The following is a 20353-nucleotide window of genomic DNA, read 5'->3' as shown; positions in this document are numbered from 1 at the left end:
AAACTTTCCTAATAGTTTCCTGGCATCCCACCCCCTGTACACCCCCCAACCGGATGTCGGAGCATCATGAGACACACGATCCTGAGCAAGGTCCTCGCCTGCCTGGCGGCGTTAGCGCTGCCCCTTACCGCCGTGGTCATCGCCCCGCCTGCCGCGTACGGCACAGCCATGGTCGCCTTCGCGGACTGGGCGCCGTGGACGGCGTACGCGACCGGCGCCCGCGTCACGTACAACGGCGTCGAGTACGAATGCATCCAAGCCCACACCTCCCAGCCCGGCTGGGAGCCCCCGAACGTACCGGCCCTGTGGAAGGCCGCGACCGGCGGCGGCACCGACACCACCGCCCCGACGGTGCCCGGCAACCTCCGCTCGACCGGCGTCACGAACACCAGCGTCTCGCTGGCCTGGAACGCCTCCACCGACAACGTCGCCGTCACCGGCTACGAGGTCTACCGTGGCGGCACCCTGGTCACCACGGTCACCGGCACCACCCACACCGACTCCGGCCTGAGCGCGAACACCGCCTACACCTACACCGTCCGCGCCCGCGACGCCGCCGGGAACCGCTCCGCCGCCGGCACCTCCGTCACCGCCACCACGACGGGCGGCGGCAGCGACACGAGCCCGCCCACGGTGCCTGGCAGCCTGCGCTCGACGGGCGTGACCGGCTCCAGCGTCTCGCTGGCCTGGAACGCCTCCACGGACAACGTCGCGGTCACCGGCTACGAGGTCTACCGTGGCGGCACCCTGGTCACCACGGTCACCGGCACCACCCACACCGACTCCGGCCTGAGCGCGAACACCGCCTACACCTACACCGTCCGCGCCCGCGACGCCGCCGGGAACCGCTCCGCCGGCAGCAACAGCGTCACCGCCACCACGACGGGCGGCGGAGGCGGCGGGAACAAGGTGCTCGGGTACTTCGTCCAGTGGGGCGTCTACCAGCGCGGTTACCACGTCAAGAACATCGACACCAGCGGCTCGGCGGCCAAGCTGACGCACATCAACTACGCCTTCGGCAACGTACAGAACGGGCAGTGCACGATCGGCGACAGCTACGCCGACTACGACCGCTTCTACCAGGCGGGCGAGAGCGTGGACGGCGTCGCCGACACGTGGGACGCGGGCGCGCTGCGCGGCAGCTTCAACCAGCTGCGCAAGCTGAAGAAGAAGTACCCGCACCTGAAGGTGCTGTTCTCCTTCGGCGGCTGGACCTGGTCGGGCGGCTTCACCCAGGCCGCGCAGAACCCGGCCGCGTTCGCCGACTCCTGCTACCGCCTGGTCGAGGACCCGCGCTGGGCGGACGTCTTCGACGGCATCGACATCGACTGGGAGTACCCGAACGCCTGCGGCCTGACCTGCGACACCAGTGGCCCGGCCGCGTTCAGGAACGTCATGTCGGCGCTGCGCTCCCGCTTCGGCTCCGGCAACCTGGTCACCGCGGCCATCACCGCCGACGGCACCAGCGGCGGCAAGATCGACGCGGCCGACTACGGCGGCGCCGCGCAGTACCTCGACTGGTACAACGTCATGACGTACGACTACTTCGGCGCCTGGGCGGCGCAGGGCCCGACGGCCCCGCACTCGCCGCTCAACTCCTACACCGGCATCCCGATCGCCGGCTTCTACTCCGACAACGCCATCCAGAAGCTCAAGAGCAAGGGCGTGCCGGCGAGCAAGCTGCTGCTCGGCATCGGCTTCTACGGCCGCGGCTGGACCGGCGTCACGCAGTCCGCGCCGGGCGGCACGGCCGGCGGGGCGGCTCCGGGGACGTACGAGCAGGGCATCGAGGACTACAAGGTCCTCAAGACCCGCTGCCCGGCCACCGGCACGGTCGCGGGCACGGCGTATGCGCACTGCGGCAACCAGTGGTGGAGCTACGACACGCCGGCCACGATCGGCGGCAAGATGAGCTACTCGAAAGGCCAGGGCCTCGGTGGCGCGTTCTTCTGGGAGCTCAGCGGCGACACCACCAATGCCGAGCTGCTCACGGCCATGAAGAACGGCCTGGGCTGACCTGACGGGCCGGCCCTCGAAACGGGGGCCGGCCCTGGACCAGCAATAGTCTGCCGGCAGCGCCCCGTCCTACCGCATGGGTCATGGGTCCAGAGCTTCGGGGGCAGATCATCCGATGTCAATATGATCCCCGCGTGCGGACGGGCAAGCGCGGGGAGTTCGCCCGGCACCACCACGGGCACCGGGATCAACCGGGGTCGTCCAGCTTCAGCAGGGCCTCGTTGCCTGCCCCGGGTCTGAGTAGAGGCTGAGCGTGTGAGTCACGCAGGCCCGCTCGATGCCCAGCCGGTCCATCTCACCCCGCAGGTCGTCGAACGGCACGGGACCGATCAGCCGATGAGCATCAATGACGAATTTCGGCACAGGCCGAAATTTGACCTGCTGTCCGCGCACCGCATCCGAGCGGGGGCTGTCGCGTGCACCTCGACGATCCCTTCGGCCTGGGCGGTGAGGAAGTGCCGCCAGGTCGGCCCCGCACGCCCTGGCGCGGGATCGACGCCGGCCTTGGTCAAGATCCCCCACAGTCGAAAGGACGATCCATCCATGATCCCTCGACATTAGCTGCACAGGGAGGCGTCAACGGGGGGAGATGGCGATGCGGATGAGGTTGCGGCCCTTGATGCCGTAGAGGGCCTTTTGCGATGGGTCGATGTTGAGTTTGGAGCCGCCGCCGAACCAGTCGCTGGCCAGGCCGGTCACGATCTTCTTCGCGGTCCAGGCGCGCAGGTCGATGCGGTAGACCGCGTCCACGTCGCTGGTGTAGGCGGTGAAGCCGGCGATGTGCAGGTCGCCGCCGCGGTTGTTCACCTTGAGGGTGCGGGTGATCTTGCGCTTCAGCAGGTGATACTCGAACAGCATGCCGGTGTTGGTGATGCCGTAAACGGCCAGCGGCGTGTGCTTGAGCCCCATGACGGCGGCCGCGCCTGGCACCGGCTCGAGCTCCCACGTCACCTTGCGGGTGCGCAGGTTGAAGGCGGCCAGTTTGGCCGTGGGGGTCACCGGCGGCGAGCCGAGGCCCTCCTGGGTGCTGGTCCCGAGATAGAGGGTGCCGAGGTAGGCGGTCACCGAGAAGACGGTCTGCCGCTCCACGACGGGGCGGTAGGTGTCGACCTTGCCGGTTCTGGGGTCGTAGATGTCCAGAGCGCCGTTGGGGTGGCCGGGTTCCGGCTGGGTGGGCATGGCGATGAGGCCCGTCAACGGGTCGTGGCACAGGTCCTTGGGGCGGTCCTGGTTATGGCCGGTGCGGAAGAGGAGCTTGGCCTCGGGGTCGCCCGCGTGGTGGGAGTAGAGGGCGGCCTGGGTGTAGATGCCGAGGTAGGTGGTGTCCTTGACGGTGATCATGGTCTTCGGCTCGCCGGGGATGGGGAGCCTGGTGACCTTGCCGGTGGCCAGGTCGTGGAGGTCGGCGCCGCTCTTGCCACCGACGTAGACGCGTGCGCCGTCGGAGTGCACGGACATCGGCGCCTCGGGGGCGGACCTGAAGCCCCGCTGCACGTGGCTGAGGTAGTCGACCTTCCCGGTCGCCGGGTCGTAGATGAAGATCCCGCTGTCCTGCAGGCCGTAGATCCGCCCTTCGAACTCCAGGATCCGGCAGGTGCCCGCCTCCGGGAAGGGCACGCCGAGCACCTCGTACTTGTCGTCGGCGATGTGGTAGCGGTAGAAGGTCCCGGAGGGACGGCCGGCGAAGTAGACCCAGCCGTCGTGGATCAGCACCGAGACGACGTATTTCTCGCCTGACGCCGTGGCCTTGACGACTTTGTAGTTGGCCGGGTTCGCCTTCTCCACCACGACCAGCTCGGCCAGCGACAGCACGCCGCCCGCGACATGCGTGTCGGAGCTGGACATGCTCGACACCCAGTCGCGGTCGGCCAGCTCGGCGGGGAGCAGGTCGCGCTTCTCGCCGGTTTTCCTGTCGATCGCGATGAGGTGGGCGTTGGTGCCGACGCCGGCGTATACGTGGGTGGCGTCGACCTGGATGCTGCGCACGTACGGCTCGCCGGCCACGGGCTGGCCCAGGTCGCGGCTGGCACCGGAGGCGGGGTCGTACTCCACGACCCGCCCGGGCTCCGACATGCCCATGTAGATCTTGCCGTCAGGCGAGGCGGCCATGGTCCAGATGAAGTGGTCCGGGTACTCGGCGAGCTTGGTGGTCGTTCCTGTGAGCGTGTCGATCTTGTAGAGGTCGGACTTGGAGTGGGTGCCGACGTAGACGTCGGTGCCTACCTTGCACATGGCCCAGATGCCCACGCCGGTGGGGATCTCGAAATGGGTGGTGACCGTGTCCTTGCCGAGGTTCCACGCGCCCACGACGTTGGGCGACAGGCCGCGTGAGCCCATGTAGAGGACGTTGCCGACGAACTCGCCGTTGCCCAGGGGGCTGGCGACGCTGGCCGGGCCGAGGTCGGTGATCGTGCCCTCTGGTTCGCCGGTGGTGGCGGCCGCGGGGATGGCCGGTAGGGACGCCACGGCAGCGGACGCGGCGGCGGCTTGGAGGAAGCGGCGGCGGGGGATCATTCGCGGTTCTCCCTTGTGAAGACTGGGCGCACGCTATAACGGCCTAGGCCGTAATGTCTAGATCGCAGAGTTGCCCGGCATTGCGCCACGCGATGCATGGGCGACGAAGCCGCACAACTCCTTCGACGTGCCCACCAGCCGATCGCCGGTCTTGGCGAAGCCGATCGAACGGGTGAAGCCTCGCACTCGCAGCGGCGCAGTGGGCGTTCCACCGTCGACGGGCTGCTCGATCCACGGCGACTCCTCGAAGAGGATGTCCGTACTCATGGCTGCACCCCGGTTGTGGGAACAAGAAGTCTGGACGACGAGGACGTCCCGGCGGGCCGAATGGCCTCCAGGGTGACGCCCTCTGACCCGGTACGGCGCTGGCCGCCGTGCTGGCCTACGATCTCATTCCCATCTCAGCAGGCGTGCCAGTGTGATGAGGTGCGAGGCGTTGGTGGGGGTGAAGTTCGTGTACTTGGTGGCGGTGAGCGTCCATATCTGCCTGTCGAACTCGGTGAGTTCCAGCCAGGAGTGCAGGTAGTAGTCGACGCCGTTGGGCGCTCCTGTGCCGTCGACGTAGAAGGTGAAGACGGGGGCGGTGGCGGAGCCGTTCCACATTTTGGTTTTGAGGGTGTTTTTGAAGGCGGTCATGTCTGTGGCCGTCAAGACTTGGCCGCGCCGGTAAAACTCCACGAAGGCGGACAGGTCCACGTTGCCGTGCGACAGGTCCTCTTTTTTGGTGGTGTAGGTGCCGTAGTTCCAGATGTAGGCGCCGGCGGAATTGGTGAGATTGCTTTTGGTCCATTGTGCGATCTTGGTGGCTCGGGACAGGTAGGTGGGGTTGCCGTTGATCTCGTGCAGGATCGTCAGCATGTTGGCGAATGCCAGGGACATGTTGAAGGGAAGATCGTTGTAGGTCCTCGTGTGACTGAAGGTGTCGACGTTGGGTGGCTGCTGATAGGAGGTGCCGTTCCAGGTGTTGCCGAGGTAGGTGCTCTGTTCCCAGCGGGGGATGATCTCGGTCTCCAGGAACGACTGGTAGGCGGCAGCTTTAGCGCTATATCCCGATAAAGTCGGATTTTTCGCGACGAGTCTGATGAATTCTGCGATCGGTATACCGATCATGCCGTCGTGGACGATGTAGGGGAATATTCCGCTGAGCCGGACGTCGTCGAAGTAGGCGGAACCGCTGACCGTGTACGAGGCGTGCTCCAGCCAGACCTCCGGAGACCGCCCCGCCGGAATGTCGCAGGTGGTCTGCTTCAGCGCCCAGGTGCTGGTCGTGTACTCCAGCATGCACAGCGTGGTGGACCCGTCGCGCAGCACGATGCGTCCGACGACCGAGCCGGTGCGCTTGCCCCAGCCTCGCAGGACATGTTTGGTCCCGCCCTCGTAATTTGCGCCGATCTTCTGCCGGAGCTTCTTCCACTTCGTCTGATCGGACACCACTCGCACGGACTGGGTGCCCGTGCTGCTGCCGGGAACATCCGTCGTCCGATAGACATGGCTTCCGGTGTCCTGGAACCTGCTCCAGTTGGCGGGCAGGGTGGCATCACCGGAAGCCGCCGTCTCAAAGCTCGCATTGGCCAGTTCCGGCGGCGAGTACTGGCTCGTGCTCCAGCCGCGGAAGCCGTCGCCGTCGACATCGTCGGCGTTCGCGATGATCGTGTCCGCATGCGTGACGATCTTGTCCAGCCAGGCGGTGTCCTGCGTCGCGGCGTAGACGTCGAGGTAGCTCCGCATGATGTAGCTCTCGCCCCACGCCAGGTTCGCGCTGTTCGGATCGGTGTAGACGACCTGGCCGATCTGCGCCTCGAGCGCCTTGTACTTGGTGAGCCACACGCTCTCGGCGGCAGCGGCAGCGGGAGCGGGAGCGGGCAGCACCAGGGCGGCGGCCACGATCAGTTTGCCCAGCATCACTGCCCCCTGCGGGCGTGCCAGTTGAGGTAGGCGACACAGCTCAGGTAGGAGCCCTGCTGCGGCTGCACGGCGCGTGCGTCGTAGATCGAGCGGGAGTGGCTGAACACCGTGTCATCCCACTGCGCCACCGCCATCCACCGGGGCGCCTGCAGGTACTGCCCGGCGCTGGTGGTGCTGCCGGTGCCGTTGACCCGCTGGTAGGCGGTCGGATGCCCATCGGCGCCGACGGGCGCGATCAGGTTCCTGCTGTAGGTGTGCGCGAACCTGGCCATGTCCTCGCCCTTGTAGAACAGCCGGTTACGGAAGACGGCCGCGGCGAACTCGACGTCGATCGCGCCATGGCTGAGATCCTCGACGCCGCGCCCCGGATTGCTGGACGGGGTGTACTCGGAGACGCTGTCCGCCTTGGCGAAGCCGTTGTAGACCTTGCCGAACTTCGGCCAGTACGGCCACACGTAGGCGTCGTCCGCGTCCAGCGTGAGCTCGCGGGCGAACGTGCGCGCCATCCGCTGCGTCCGGTCCCGGTAGAACGGATCCCCGGTGGCCGCGGCCAGCTCGGCGTAGGTCTGCCCGAGCGCGAGACTTTGGTTCGTGGGCTGCTCGGTGCCGTCGTTGCCCAGCGGCGTCCCCTTGTTCCACACGAAGTAGCCGTGACCGTCCTCGGTCTGTCGCCACTCGTCATCGTGGACCGCCGCAGCGTTCCTGGCCGCTTTGAGGTACTCCACCGCCTTCTGCCGATATTTGGGTACAGCCAGCAGCTTCGGACTACGGAAGACGACCTTTGCGAACGACGCCATCGGGTAGGTGATCATCCCGGTGTGCACGGTGAAGACCACCGGCTGGGAGGTGAACGGGGTCGCTCCCAGCACAGGGGAGGCGTTCCCCGACGGCATCGTCCTGAGCTCCCGCGCCGTCACCAGCGTCGGCGTCGGGTAGGCGTCGAAGATCCGGCGCACGGCATAGTCGGCGGCCGCCGGGTCCATCGACAGGTCGGGGAAGGTGGCGACCAGGTTCGTCCGGTGGTTCTTCACCTCAAGGGTGAAGCGGCCCTCGACGCTGCCTGCCCGGACCGTGGCGACCGCGTTGTCCGCATAGGTGAGGGCGGTCCGCACCTCCAGCAACGGCGTGCCGTCCGCGTCCTTCAGAGTGACGATGCCCGCCGTGTAGGGAGCCGTGGCTCGCCAGGCGGGCGATGACAGGCCCCGGTAGTCCTTGACCCCGCGCACTGAGTCGCGGTTGGCCAGCACCAGGTCGATATTGGTGATGAGCCGGTCGAGGTAGTAGGTGTCGTGGTAGGCCTCGTACATCCGGATGAACCCCGCCATGATGTACGACTGACCCCAGGCCAGCCCGCCGTGCTCGTTGTTGTCGGTCGGCTGGCCGCCGTTGCCACTCTCGTGGAAGACCTTGTCGAACAGGTCGAACGTCTCGCGCGAGGTGTAGTCGTAACCCGCGGTGGCGCGGGCCGTACCAGAGAGGGGTCCGAGGGCGCCCAAGGCCAGGGCACCGACGGTGAATTGCCTGCGGGACAGCTTCATTCGACTACCTCCGGGGGTGGAAGAACGGCGTCAGCCCTTGACCGCGCCGCGCATGCCTTCGAGGACGTGACGTTGCATGAGCATGAAGACGACCACGACCGGGATGATCGAGATGATCGTCCCGGCGGCGAGCGTGCGGACATCTGTGCCGGTGATCCCGGCGAGGTAGGCGATCCCGAGCGCGATCGGGTACTTCGAGGAGTCCTTCAGCACCACCAGGGGCCAGATGAAGCTGTTCCAGACCGAGATGAAGCCGAAGATGGCGAGGATCGCCAGGGTGGGCCGGGCGGCGGGGAGCATGACGTGCCAGAAGATCCGCAGCTCGTGGCAGCCGTCGGTGCGGGCCGCGTCCACGACCTCACGTGGCACGCCCGCGAACGTCTGGCGCAGCAGGAAGATCCCGAAGGCCGAGAGCAGGCCGGGCAGGATCACTCCGGCGAAGGAGTCGGCCATCCCGAGCTGGGAGACCACGAGGAACCTGGGGATGAGCATGACCTCGCCCGGCAGGAACATCGTCGACAGGACCGCGAAGAAGACGAGGTTCTTGCCGCGGAAGTCCAGATGCGCGAGCGGGTACGCGCACAGGGCGGAGACGAGCACGTAGAGCGGCACCATCACGCCGACGTAGATGACCGAGTTGAGCAGGTAGCGCGGGAAGGGGATGGCCGTCCAGGCCTCGGCCACCCAGGTCAGCACCGGTGGCCTGGGGATGATGTCCGGCGGGAAGGAGAAGACGGCCTGGCCCGGCGGCTTCAGCCCGGCGGAGAGCAGGATCAGGAACGGGCCGATGAAGGCCAGGGCGATCGCCGACAACAGGATGTACATCCCCGCGCGCCTCACGCCACGACCGTCCTTCCCCGGGTGATCCGGTGGTTGAGCACGGCCATGACGATCATCAGCACCCAGAGCACGATCCCCATCGCGCTGGCATAACCCATCTCGTAATGCTCGAAGGCCGCCGACCAGATGTAGTAGCCCAGGGTGAGCGTCGCGTCCTGCGGGCCACCCCTGGTCATCACGTAGATCGAGGTGAAGGCCTGCATGGCGTCGAGCATCTCCACGGTCACCGCGACCGCGATGTACGGCACCATCAGCGGCACCGTGATGTGCCGCAGCCGGTGAAAGGCCATGGCGCCGTCGACCTTGGCCGCCTCATAGAGGTTCGCGGGAATGGTCTGCAGCCCGGCCAGATAGATCATCATGTAGAAGCCCATGCTCTTCCAGCCCTCGATCAGGATGACCGCGGGCAACGCCCAGAAGGGATCGAGAAGGTACTGGATGGGCTCGTCGAGCAGCCCCGCCCCGGTGAGCATCCAGTTGAGCACGCCCTGCTGATGGAAGACGTACTCCCAGGCGACCCCCACCGCGACCATCGACGTCACGACCGGCAGGTAGTAGATCATCCGGAACGTCCTGATGCCCGGCAGCTTCTGATTGACCAGTACGGCCAGCAGCAACGGCACGACGACCAGCAGCGGGAACATCCCCGCCAGGAACAGCACCGAGTTGAGCAGCGCGGTCCAGAACCTGCCATCGCCGACGAGCCTGACGAAGTTGTCCACGCCCACGAAGACCGGCGGCGACACGACGTCGTATTCCAGGAACGAGAGCTGGATCGCGGTGACAGCGGGCCAGGCGAAGAACACGCCGAACAGGATCAGGGCGGGGATCGCGAACAGGTACGGCGTATGCCATCGCTGTCCCGGGATCCGGCTGGCGGCCATCGACACCACATCCTTAGTGACGTCCTAAGAGTCGATAAGGGCTGGCCATAATTTTGACGCAGCGTATAATCGGGTGATCGAGACGGTCAAGACCCTGCTCTTGACGAGATTGTCGCAGAGTGTCATTGTGCCGAAAGTCGGGGTAAAGGACGGCCATATTCTGCCTGGAGGTTCGCGGTGATGACCCGGAGTGTCTTATCGGCAGGCGCGCTCGCGCTGTCCCTCTTCGCCACCGGCTGCGTTGCCGGCACCTCGTCACAGGGGGCCACGGCATCCGCCGACGACCAGCCCTTTGAGGGCGAGGTCGAGTTCTGGACGATCAACCTGAAGAAGAACTACAGCGACTACATCACCGGCCTGATCAGCCAGTACCAGAAGGAACACCCCAAGGTCACCGTCAACTGGGTCGACGTGCCCGGTCAGGAGAGCGCGACCAAGCTGCTCGCCGCCGTGGCCAGCGGCGACGTGCCCGACGCGGTCAACGTCAGCTCGCTCGAGCTCGGCAGGTTCACTCCGTCGCTGACCCCGCTCGACGACTACTTCACCCAGTCCGACCTTGCCGACTTCCAGCCCAACCTGGTCGAGCCGCTACGGATGGATGGCAAGCTCTACGCCGTGCCGTGGTACAACGGCGGCGCCCCGGTGGCCATCTACCGCAAGTCCGTGGTCGGCAAGGCCGGCTTCGATGAGAAGGCGCCGCCGAAGAGCTATACCGAGGCGCTGGCCTTGGCCGGCAAGGTCTACGACAAGACGAAGGTCTACGGCACCAACGACGTCCCAGGCATCTCTGCGGTCGCTGTGCTGAAGTATTACGGGATCGATCTGCTCTCCGACGACAAGAAGAAGGCGTCCTTCAACACGCCAGAGACCGTCAAGGTCCTCGAAGAGTTCAAGAAGAGCTACGACGCGCATGGCATCGCACCGGGCGCGGTATCCAAGGACGTGCGCAACTACCCGCAGACGCTGGAGAACGGTCAGCTCGCCTTCACCGCGGGCACCTTCGGAGCGACGCTGCTCAACATCCAGAAGAACGCCCCCGACGTCTACAAGGACCTCGTGGTCACAGAGCCGGTGCAGACCGGCACAGGAGGGTATCTGCTGACCGCCCAGCAAGCGTTCTCGATCCCCAAGGCCTCCAAGCACAAGAAGGCCGCCGCCGAGTTCATCAAGTACTTCGCCAACGGCGCCAACCAGCTGGCCTTCTGCAAGATCGTGCCGATCTATCCGTCGACGATCTCCTCGACCAAGGATCCGTTCTTCGCGGAGACGGCTGGTGACGACCCGATGGCCGTAGCTCGGCGGGTGATCGTGAAGGGGCTGTCCAAGCTGGAGTACAGCCCGCTCGGCACCACCAAGGACGCTGAGATCAGCGAGTATCTCGCCGAAGAGATCAGAGGCTTCCTCACTGGTACCAAGAGCGCCAAGGAGGCGCTCGACGCCGCAGAGAAGCGGTGGAATGACGTTCTTGCCTGAGCTCCGTATCGGGATCGTCGGCGCCGGCCTCATGGGGCGCGGCCACGCCGAGGTCTTCGCCGCCCATCCCCAGGCCGAGATCACCGCGGTCGCCCGCCGTCCTCTCGAGCAGGCGCCAGGAGCCACCGTCTACCCCGGCTACCAAGAGCTGCTCGATTCGGGCACGGTCGACGCGGTGTCCATCACCACGCCCGACCACCTCCACGCCGACGTGATGGTGGCCGCGGCGGAAGCAGGCAAGCACATCCTGGTCGAGAAGCCGTTCACGACGACCGTGGCCGACGCCGACCGGGCGGTCGCCGCAATCCGGTCGGCCGGCGTGGTGGCCATGTGCCTGTTCAACCACCGCTGGGTGCCCGCCTACGCGCAGGCCAAAGACCAGATGGGCCTGGTCGGCGAGCCCGTCGTGGGCTATGCGAGGAAGGACGACACGATCCACGTCCCCACCGAGATGATCGGCTGGGCGGACCGTACGACGTGTGCCTGGTTCCTGTCCAGCCACGACATCGACCTGCTGACCTGGCTCTACGACGACGAGATCGCCGAGGTCTTCGCCACGGCCAGATACGGCAGGCTCCGCGGCCTGGGCATCGACACCCCCGACGCCATGCAGATCCAGGCCAGGTTCCGACGCGGCGCGATGGCCACCTTCGAGTCCGCCTGGATCTACCCGAACACCTTCCCGACCATGGTCGACAGCTACGTCACCGTGGTCGGCGAGTCGGGAGTGATCCAGCTCGACAGGCAGAAGGAGAACATCCAGCTCGCCACCGAGCACGGCTACGCCTACCCGAGGAACATGCTGCAGCGGCTCGTGCACGGGGTGCCCGCCGGGGCCTACCGAGACGCCATCCACCACTTCGTGGACTGCGCTCGCAGCGGCGCCGAGCCGCTGGTCAGCGTGGAGAGTTCCCGGCACGTGACTGCGGTCCTCGCCGCGGCGCACAAGTCGGCCAGGACGGGGCAGCCGGTGAAGCTCTCATGACCTATGTGGAGAAACCACCGCATGTGGACCCCGTCCGGATGCGGCACATCACCGACGAGGCGCTGCTCGAAGCGCTCGGCGCGGCAACCGTAGCGCAGGCCAGGCAGTGGCGGCGGCCCGAGCCGGTGTGGTCGGAACCCGAGCCGGACGCCCGGGCGCAGGCCGACCGGCTCCTCGGGATCCAGGTGGACTTCCTGGACAAGGGACACGGCAAGTCCAGGCTCTACGGCTTCCACTACCTGAGGTGGATGACGCCGCTGATCTCCGCGTACGCGGAAACCGGCGACCCGCGCTACGCCCGCGAGTGGGACCGGCTCTTCGGCGAGTGGTACGCGAGCCGTGACCTCGTCGAAGGCGACTGGCCGGGGCTGGACGTCATCTGGTACTCCCTCGGCGTCGCCTCCCGCTCCATGTACGTCACCAGGGCGCTGGCCGTCTTCGCTGACGAGCCCGCGCTCAGCGACGAGTGCTGGCTGCGAATGACGAAGACCGTCCTCGGCGGCGCCCGGTGGGTGGCCGAGGAGCACGACGAGTTCCGGCATGGCAACTGGCAGTTCGCCACCGTCTGCGAGCTGCTGCACGTCGCGCGGGTGTTCGCCGACCTCCCCGAGTCCGAGGAGTGGGCCGAGATCGCCAGGGCGCGCATCCTGGAGCACCTGGAGCGGGACGTGCGCGACGACGGCGGCCACCACGAGCGCTCGCCCGGCTATCACGGCATGTGCCTGGCGGGGCTCCAGCGGGCCGCGTCCGTCGATCCCGACCTGGTCGGGCACCCGCGCTTCCGGGCCATGCACGACTGGCTCGCCTCGCTCACGACCTCCGGCGGCTGGATCCCGCACCTGCAGGACAGCGGCGTGGTCTGGCCCGCCGAGCTGCTGCTGCGCGGAGAGCGGCTGCTGGGCGAGACCGTGGCGCCGGTCCGGGGGTCGCACCTCCTGGAGGCCAGCGCGTACGCGATCTTCCGCGCCCGGACCCTGCACACCGTGATCAACTACGGGCCGTACGTCGGGCACGAGCTGGAGCCGCACAGCCACCACGCGGCGGTCGACTTCGTGCTGTCCGGCTGGGGCACCCCGCTGGCCTGGGAGGCAGGCGGCCCACCATCCTACGACGACCCCCGCTACTACGACTGGTACCAGGCGACCAGGGGGCACAACACCCTGCTCGTACCCGGCGAGGAGTACACCGAGGACCGTAAGGCGGGCTGCGACCTGTTCTCGGCGGGTGAGCACGTGGACGTCTTCGCCGGACACCACCACGGCTACCGGGCCAGGCACGACCGCAGGATCGTCTTCGTCCGGCGCGAGCCGTCCTACTGGCTGGTCACCGACGAGATCGACGCGGAGGCGGTCTGGCAGTTGCACGGCACGTCGCCGTGGGCTGAGCACGGTTCCGGTTACGCGAGCAGCCAGGGCCCCGGGCTGCTCGTGGTGCCCGCCGAGCCGCCGGACGAAGTCCTGTTCCGGAATGGCCCCGCCAGGATCCCCGACCCCGTCACCCGGACCGCGGAGTACGGCGAGATCCACTCGCTGGGTTTGCGCCGTCGCGACGGCAGGTTCACCGTGGCGATCTTCCCGTTCACCGATCGCCCGCCGGCGGTTCGGGTGAGCGCGCGGGAGATCGTCGTGGACGGGGTGGTCGACAGGTTCTCCGCCCGCGGTTGGACGCGCGATGGGCTCGCGGAGCGCTGGGGCGGCGATGAGTGAGGGCCGTCCGGTCCTGATCGACGCCGACGCCATGCTGGGCCGCCACCCGCGCCGGGACGTGGGCGGCGGCACCGTGGCCGAGTTGCTCGCCGCGATGGATCGGGTGGGCATCGCCGAGGCGGTGGTGGGCAACACGACCTCCTGGCTGCACGACCCGGCACGCGGCAACCGCGAGCTGCTCGCCCTGGTCGACGGGCAGCCCAGGCTCAGCCCCTGCTGGGTGATGCTGCCCGACACGTGCGGGGAGACGGGCGGTGCGGCCGGGTTCGCGGACACCGCCGTCGCGTCCGGCGTGCGCGCCGTGCGGGCCTTCCCGCGCGACCACGGGTACGACCTCGCGGGCACCGACACGGCGGCGGTGCTCGCCGCCCTGGAGTCCGTACGCCTGCCGCTCCTCCTGGACGCCGGTCAGATCACCTGGGCGGCGGTGGAGCGGATCTCCTGCGACCATCCCGGCCTGCGGATCGTCGTCGGCGGCGCGGGATATCGGATGCTGCGGCAGATCGCGGGCGTCCTCGGCAGGACCGCCTACGTGTCTGTCGGCCTGGCCGACCTGTCCTCTCACCTGGGGCTGGAATGGCTGGCCGAACGGTTCGGCGCGGGCCGGCTCGTGTTCGGCACCGGCGCGCCCTATCGCGATCCGGCGGAGGCGGTGACCAGGCTGCTCTGGTCGGAGCTCGGCGAGGCGGAGGTGGCGGCCATCGGGGCGGGGAATCTGCGCAGGCTGCTCAGGCGGGAGGTCAAGGTCGCATGAACGAGCTCGTCTCCGCCGTGTGGGCGCGCCGCCCGCAGCAGGCGACCAGGATCGTCGACGCGCACGCGCATGCCGGGCCGTACAGTGTGTTCTTCATTCCTGAACCTGATCCCGGGGCGATGATCAAGGTGATGGATCGGTGTGGGGTGGCGCATGCGGTGCTCTCCAGTCATCTGGCGATTCAGCTTGACGCGGCCGAGGGGAATGCGGCCACCGCGGCGATCGTGAAGTCCGCGTCCGACCGGTTCACCGGGTACGTGACCGTGAACCCGTGGCAGAATCCGCGTGGCGAGCTCGACAGGTGGGGTGGGGATTCGCGGTTCGGCGGGGTGAAGATTCATCCCGACTTGCATGACTATCCGCTGACCGGTTCGCGGTACGCGCCGGTGTGGGAGTTCGCCGAGCTCACGGGGCGTCCGGTGCTCACGCATACATTCAGCGGCTCGCCGTACAACGATCTGGCTTTGGTCGGCGAGGTCGCGGGCAGGTATCCGAGGGCGACGATCCTGGCGGGGCATTCGGGGGTGACGCCGCTGGGCATCGACGAGGCGATCGAGGTGGCCGAGCGGCACGAGCGGGTGATCCTGGAGGTGTGCGGGTCGTACAATACCGGCGCCGACATCGTCAGGATGGTGCGCCGGCTGGGCGCGCATCGCGTGGTGTACGGATCCGACTTCCCCTTCATCGATCTGCGGATGTCGCTCGGGCGGATACTGTTCTCAGATCTCAGTGACGATGACAGGGCAGCGGTGCTCGGGGGCACGATCACCGCGCTGCTCGGGAAACCAGAGGCGTAGACGTGGACCGGCTACGATCCAAGATCGCGATTGGTGTCGTGGGCCCGCACGACCTGGTCGAGCAGATCGTGCACATCGGCGCGAGCATGCCGTCGGCGGCGTCGCTCCGGCTGATCGGCGCGCCACACGCGGGCGAGCGCGAGACGCCGGAGAAGCTCGCCAAGATTATCGGGACCATCGACGCGGTGCTGTTCACCGGCCCGCTCCAGCACGACCTGGCCAGGCAGTCGGGAGAGCTGCCGGTGCCGGCGACGTTCGTGCCGGTGAGCGGGGCCGGGCTGTACTCAAGCCTGCTGCGTGGCGTGCTGACCCAGGGCATCGACCCGGCCAGAGTGAGCATCGACTCCATCTCGCCCGCCGATGTGACCGAGGCGTACAGCGAGATCGGCGTGTCCATGGACGGCGTGCACGTCTCGGAGTATCACGAGCCCGACTCGGTGCGCGACTTCATCGACTTCCACGACAGGCTCTACCGCGAGGGCGCCACCACGGCGGCCCTGACCACGGTCCGCACCGTGGCCAAGAAGCTCGAGGCGGCCAAGGTGCCAGTGCTACGGATGATGCCCACCATGCACACGCTGCGGCTGGCCATCAACACCGCGGCACTGCTGGGCACCGGAAACCGCCTGGAGGAGTCGCAGATCGCCATCGTGCTCGTCGAGCTGGCGACCTCGGCCAGGCCCAGCCATTCCGGGCCGGGCAACTACTGGCAGCAGGAGCTGAAGCTCTCGCTGCACCGATCGCTGCTCGCCGAAGCGCGGCTGATGGGCGCGACCGTGGTGCCGCGCGGGGAGAACAGCTACGTGGTCACGGCGACCGTCGGCGCGCTGTCCCAGGCCACCGACGGGTTCAGGGCGGCGCCGTTCATGGACAGGGTCCGCGCCGATCTCGGGGTGGCTGTCGAGGTGGGCATCGGGCTCGGGCACACCGCCCGCGACGCCGACGCCAACGCGCTGATCGCCGTCGAACAGGCGCGCGCAGCCGACGCCAGGGCCGCCTTCCTCGTCGGCAGCGACGGCACCATGCTCTCCCTGCCGTTCAGGCAACGACGCCGGGCAGAACCGGTGACAGAGCCGGCTGCCGACTCCAAGGCGGTCAAGGTGCTCGACCGGCTCATCCAGCAGCTGGGCGACGATCCGGAGGCGATGGTGGTGGACGCGGAGATCGTGGCCGACGTGCTGGGCGTGGCTCCGCGGAGCGCTCGCCGGGTGCTGCAGAACCTGGTCGAGGAGGGGCTGGCCTGGGCGCTGCCTCCAGTGAAGTCGGCCCAGGCGGGGCGGCCGCGCCAGCCGTACCGGCTGGTGTCCCGCTAGAGGCGTCACCCAGGCGCAGCCCGTCACCGAAGGCGGGCCCGAGCCGGACCCCGGGGAGCCGCCGCATGACCTCCGAGGCCTCTTCCAGGCCCTGCCTGCCGATCCATAGGCCGCCGCCCGCGTGTGCGCTGACCACGTCGCCGGTGATCAGGACACGCCGGGCGCGGAGGGCACTGCCCGCCGTCCATCACGAGGTCCATGGGTCACCCCTTCCGGTACGTGCGCCGGTACTCGCTGGGCGAGCAGCCGACATGGCGCTTGAACACACCCCGGAACGCCTTCGCGCTCAGGTATCCAGAACGCCCGGCCACCACCTCGATCGGCAGGGCCGAGGTGCTGAGCAGCGAACGGGCGTGACGGAGCCGCAGCCCGGTCAGATAACGCAGGAACGTCGTCCCACGCTCCTCGGCGAACAGGTGCGAGATGTAGAACGGGCTGGCGGAAACCGCCTCCGCCACCGTCGAAAGGCGCAGCCGAGGGTGGGCGTAGTTCGTGGCCATGTACGCCTCGGCCATCGACAGGATGTCCCGCGTGCGCGGCGGCATCAGCCGCTTCAACGTCTCATCCATCCAGATGCGCAGGTAGGAGCGCTCGTGGATCTCGGTCAGTGAGATCAGCTCCTCGATCGGCAGCCGGGCGCACGCGTCCACCCAGTCGGTCGAGCCGCCAGAGAGCCGGCCCTTGTTGACCACGTCGACCACGAACAGCAGCTCGCCCACGAGCCAGTTGTGCAGCGTCGCCGGGGCGAGATCACGTTCCTGGGCACACCTGTCCACCCACCCGGCGAGCAGCCCGGCCACACCGTTGCGATCACCCGCCTGGATCCGGCGGGCCAGCTCGGCTTCGATCCGCACGGGCGGTGCCGCCTCACGGCGCCCTGCAGACGGCGCCGTGATCACCCTGTCGCCGCCCAGGAGCAGCTTGTAAGAGTTGGTACGGCGAGCCTCCCGCTCGGCCAGGGCCAGCCCGCCGGGCCCCGCGTGGGGCGTGCCCAGGCTGACCGTCACGGTGGCACCGATGATGCGGGCGCGGATCTCCTCGGCCATCGCGGTCACCTCCCCCATGAGCGTGTCAGGATCATCACCGGCCAGCGTGACGAGCCACTCGTCGGGAGGCAGCGGCGTGCAGCTCGCCGTCGGCCGCCCCCGCGTCGCCGCTCGTACGGTGTGGTCGGCCTGGTCGAGCTGCCTGCGGGCCCAGACCTGGCCGCGGGCCTGGGTCGAGGCGACATAGTCGTCGATGTCGATGAGCGCGCCGACCGCGAAGTCCATACCTCCAGCGTACGCCGATATCTATGGTTTAGGCGGGCCGAAATGGACACGGTTGACCAGGGTGCCCACGCCGCCCACCGTGGCCCGCATGACGTCACCGTCCTGGAGCGGTGCGATCCCTGCGATGGTGCCGGTCGCGATGAGGTCGCCGGGCAGCAGCGTCATCCCATCGGACAGGTCGGCGATCAGCCTCGGGATGCCGAACACCATCTGCTTGGTGTTCGCCCGCTGCCGTATCTGCCCGCGGACCTCCAGCGTGAGCTCCAGCCCCTGTGGGTCGGGCACCTCGTCCACCGTGGCCAGGTACGGCCCGGCGGGAGCGAAGGTGTCGAAGCCCTTAGACTGATCCCACGGCACGTTGCGGGCGATGTTCGCCAGTTGCAGATCCCGCGCCGTCAGGTCGTTGATCACGGTGTACCCGGCCACCGCCTCCCGCCAGCGCTCGGCGGGCAGGTCGCGCGTCACCGAGCCGATGACGACGGCCAGCTCCACCTCGTGTTCGAGATGTCTCGTGCGGGCCGGCGCCACTACCGGGCGACGGTGGCCGGTCAGCGCGGACGGCGGCTTGAAGAACAGCACCGGCTCTGGCGGCACCTCCAGCCCGCTCTCCGCAGCGTGCTCGGCATAGTTCAGCGCCAGGCAGCAGATCTTGGTACACGTGGCCACGGGCGGCTCGAACACCACCGACGATTCGTCAAGCAGCACCCCGGCGCCGGTCCACAGCCGATCCACGTCCTCGGTGAGCCGGTCCAGCCCGTAGTGGTTCAGCATCGCCACCGGGTCGGCGCCACCTTCGAGCCCGGCCAGGCTGAGCAACTCGCCGCCCTCGCGCCAGGCCACCACCTCGACTCGCTCGGCGGGGGATCGCCGGATACGCCCAAGAAACACGGCCAATCCTTCCTGGAGGTCGATGCCCAGCTCACCAGGACCAGGACAGGCGTCACAAGGACCCGTCCTTGCGATGGCGCCCCCTTGCTTGCGCTCCTGCTTGTGGGCGGGCCGTACCGCGGCGTTTGATGGCCGGCATGACCCGAAGCTTGCACGTCAGCCGCGCCTTGTACTCCGACGCGCAGCGCTACCTGGCCGGAGGCGTCTCCAGCGACGCGCGCCGGGTGGCGGGCGTCCCCCTGTACGTGGATCGCGCCGAGGGCGCGCGGCTGTGGGACGTGGACGGCAATTCCTATCTCGACTACGTCCTCGGCCAGGGGCCGGCGCTGCTCGGTCACTGCCCGCCGGCGGTCGTCGAGGCCATCACCGCCCAGGCCGCCCGCGGCATGGTCTACTCGGCGCAGCACGCCGCCGAGGTGCGCGTGGCCGAGCGGATCTGCGCGATGGTGCCGTCCGCCGAACGCGTCAGGTTCAACACCGTGGGATCGGAGGCGGTCCACGCCGCCCTCAGGCTGGCCCGCGGCTACACCGGCCGGTCCAGGATCCTCAAGTTCGAGGGCCACTACCACGGCTGGCTCGACCCGGTCCTGTACAGCGTGCACCCCGCCGTGGACGCCGCAGGCCCCGCCGACTCCCCCATCGCCGTCCCCGGCACGGCGGGCCAGCAGCCGGGACACGCCGACGACCTGATCATCTGCCCGTGGAACGACCTCGACGCGCTCACGCGCCTGATGGACCGGCACGCGGGCCAGATAGCGGCGGTCATCACCGAGCCGGTGCTCTGCAACACCGGAGCGATCCGGCCGGACCCCGGTTATCTGGAGGCCATGCGCAGGCTCTGCGACGAGCACGGCATCTTGCTCATCTTCGACGAGATCATCACCGGCTTCCGCCTCGCGCCGGGAGGAGCCCAGGAGTATCTCGGGGTCATGCCCGACCTGTCGGTGTTCGGCAAGGCCATGGCCGGAGGCATGCAGGTGTCCGCGCTCGCCGGCAGGGCCGCCGTCATGGACCACATCTCGACGGGCAAGATCGCGCACGCGGGGACGTTCAACTCCCAGCCGGTCGGGATCGCGGCGGCCGAGGCGACGCTGCGCGTCCTCGACGAGCGGCGCGAGGAGGTCTACGGCACGCTGTACGCCCGTGGTTCAGCGCTGATGGAGGGGCTCAGGGCGGCGGCGGACAAGGCCGGTGTGCCGATGCTCGTGGACGGGCCGGGCCCGGTCTTCCAAACCTACTTCACCGGCGCGCCCGCCGTACGGGACTATCGGGGTTTCGCGGCGACCGACCGGGCCATGATGGCCGGGTTGCACGCGGCGCTACTCGACAGAGGAGTCAACATCGTGCCGCGCGGCCTGTGGTTCCTGTCCACCGCGCACACCGAGGCGGACATCGCCGCGACCGTCGACGCCTTCGCTGACGCGCTCGGCGCGCTGTGAGCCCTAGCGCTCGGTTGTGATGACCAGCGC

16 protein-coding genes are annotated in these 20353 nt (G+C 68.2%); 8 read left to right on the top strand and 8 right to left on the bottom strand.

Features of this window, described 5'->3' with window-relative positions; all coding sequences use genetic code 11:
* The first annotated feature begins 66 nt into the window (after positions 1–66).
* A complete protein-coding gene (locus tag EJK15_RS05510) occupies positions 67–2016 on the top strand; it encodes a glycosyl hydrolase family 18 protein (protein ID WP_138709272.1) in 1950 nt (649 codons plus the stop codon).
* A gap of 576 nt (positions 2017–2592) precedes the next feature.
* Here EJK15_RS05510 and EJK15_RS05500 read toward each other — a convergent pair.
* The 6 genes from EJK15_RS05500 to EJK15_RS05475 all read right to left on the bottom strand — a co-directional run bounded on the left by EJK15_RS05500 (position 2593) and on the right by EJK15_RS05475 (position 9697).
* Positions 2593–4530 (bottom strand): ligand-binding sensor domain-containing protein, encoded by a 1938-nt coding sequence (locus EJK15_RS05500; protein ID WP_138709270.1) that lies wholly within the window; start codon positions 4528–4530, stop codon positions 2593–2595.
* Positions 4531–4587: 57 nt separating this feature from the next.
* Positions 4588–4797 carry a hypothetical protein gene (locus tag EJK15_RS05495; RefSeq protein WP_138709269.1) on the bottom strand — a complete coding sequence of 70 codons (210 nt, stop codon included), beginning with the start codon at positions 4795–4797 and terminating at the stop codon, positions 4588–4590.
* A 123-nt stretch (positions 4798–4920) separates the two neighbouring features.
* Positions 4921–6414: a hypothetical protein gene (locus tag EJK15_RS05490; RefSeq protein ID WP_138709268.1), complete on the bottom strand. Its 1494-nt coding sequence runs from the start codon at positions 6412–6414 to the stop codon at positions 4921–4923.
* A 17-nt stretch (positions 6415–6431) separates the two neighbouring features.
* A complete protein-coding gene (locus tag EJK15_RS05485) occupies positions 6432–7973 on the bottom strand; it encodes a hypothetical protein (RefSeq protein WP_138709267.1) in 1542 nt (513 codons plus the stop codon).
* Between the two features lie 30 nt (positions 7974–8003).
* Entirely contained in the window at positions 8004–8798 is a 795-nt protein-coding gene (locus EJK15_RS05480; protein WP_138709356.1) for a carbohydrate ABC transporter permease, read from the bottom strand.
* Positions 8799–8809: 11 nt separating this feature from the next.
* On the bottom strand, positions 8810–9697 hold the full coding sequence (locus EJK15_RS05475; protein WP_138709266.1) for a carbohydrate ABC transporter permease: 888 nt from the start codon (positions 9695–9697) through the stop codon (positions 8810–8812).
* Positions 9698–9877: 180 nt separating this feature from the next.
* Here EJK15_RS05475 and EJK15_RS05470 point away from each other — a divergent pair, with 180 nt between their 5' ends.
* The 6 genes from EJK15_RS05470 to EJK15_RS05445 are packed head-to-tail and all read left to right on the top strand — an operon-like array spanning position 9878 to position 16725.
* Positions 9878–11170, top strand: a complete 1293-nt coding sequence (locus tag EJK15_RS05470; RefSeq protein WP_138709265.1) for an ABC transporter substrate-binding protein — start codon at positions 9878–9880, stop codon at positions 11168–11170.
* Positions 11154–12155 (top strand): Gfo/Idh/MocA family protein, encoded by a 1002-nt coding sequence (locus tag EJK15_RS05465; protein ID WP_138709264.1) that lies wholly within the window; start codon positions 11154–11156, stop codon positions 12153–12155. Before EJK15_RS05470 ends, EJK15_RS05465 begins: the two co-directional genes overlap by 17 nt.
* Positions 12152–13861 carry a heparinase II/III family protein gene (locus EJK15_RS05460; protein WP_138709263.1) on the top strand — a complete coding sequence of 570 codons (1710 nt, stop codon included), beginning with the start codon at positions 12152–12154 and terminating at the stop codon, positions 13859–13861. Before EJK15_RS05465 ends, EJK15_RS05460 begins: the two co-directional genes overlap by 4 nt.
* A complete protein-coding gene (locus tag EJK15_RS05455) occupies positions 13854–14615 on the top strand; it encodes an amidohydrolase family protein (protein ID WP_138709262.1) in 762 nt (253 codons plus the stop codon). The genes EJK15_RS05460 and EJK15_RS05455 overlap by 8 nt, the downstream gene beginning before the upstream one ends.
* Positions 14612–15412, top strand: coding sequence for an amidohydrolase family protein (locus EJK15_RS05450; protein ID WP_138709261.1), 801 nt, complete (start codon positions 14612–14614; stop codon positions 15410–15412). The genes EJK15_RS05455 and EJK15_RS05450 overlap by 4 nt, the downstream gene beginning before the upstream one ends.
* A 2-nt stretch (positions 15413–15414) precedes the next feature.
* Complete coding sequence (locus EJK15_RS05445; RefSeq protein WP_138709260.1) at positions 15415–16725, top strand: transcriptional regulator; 1311 nt, start codon at positions 15415–15417, stop codon at positions 16723–16725.
* Between the two features lie 203 nt (positions 16726–16928).
* Here EJK15_RS05445 and EJK15_RS05440 read toward each other — a convergent pair whose 3' ends face one another.
* Positions 16929–17996, bottom strand: a complete 1068-nt coding sequence (locus tag EJK15_RS05440) for a helix-turn-helix domain-containing protein (protein ID WP_138709259.1) — start codon at positions 17994–17996, stop codon at positions 16929–16931.
* Positions 17997–18017: 21 nt separating this feature from the next.
* Positions 18018–18884, bottom strand: coding sequence for a fumarylacetoacetate hydrolase family protein (locus EJK15_RS05435; protein ID WP_240776787.1), 867 nt, complete (start codon positions 18882–18884; stop codon positions 18018–18020).
* Positions 18885–19021: 137 nt separating this feature from the next.
* On the opposite strand from EJK15_RS05435, the gene EJK15_RS05430 reads away from it, so the two are divergent.
* Positions 19022–20323, top strand: a complete 1302-nt coding sequence (locus tag EJK15_RS05430; protein ID WP_171074128.1) for an aspartate aminotransferase family protein — start codon at positions 19022–19024, stop codon at positions 20321–20323.
* Positions 20324–20353: the final 30 nt, after the last annotated feature.

Origin of the sequence: Nonomuraea basaltis, assembly GCF_005893125.1 — a bacterium.
GTDB lineage: Bacteria > Actinomycetota > Actinomycetes > Streptosporangiales > Streptosporangiaceae > Nonomuraea > Nonomuraea basaltis.
The sequence above is the reverse complement of the archived record's forward strand: the minus strand, read 5'-3'. Positions and strand labels throughout refer to the sequence as shown.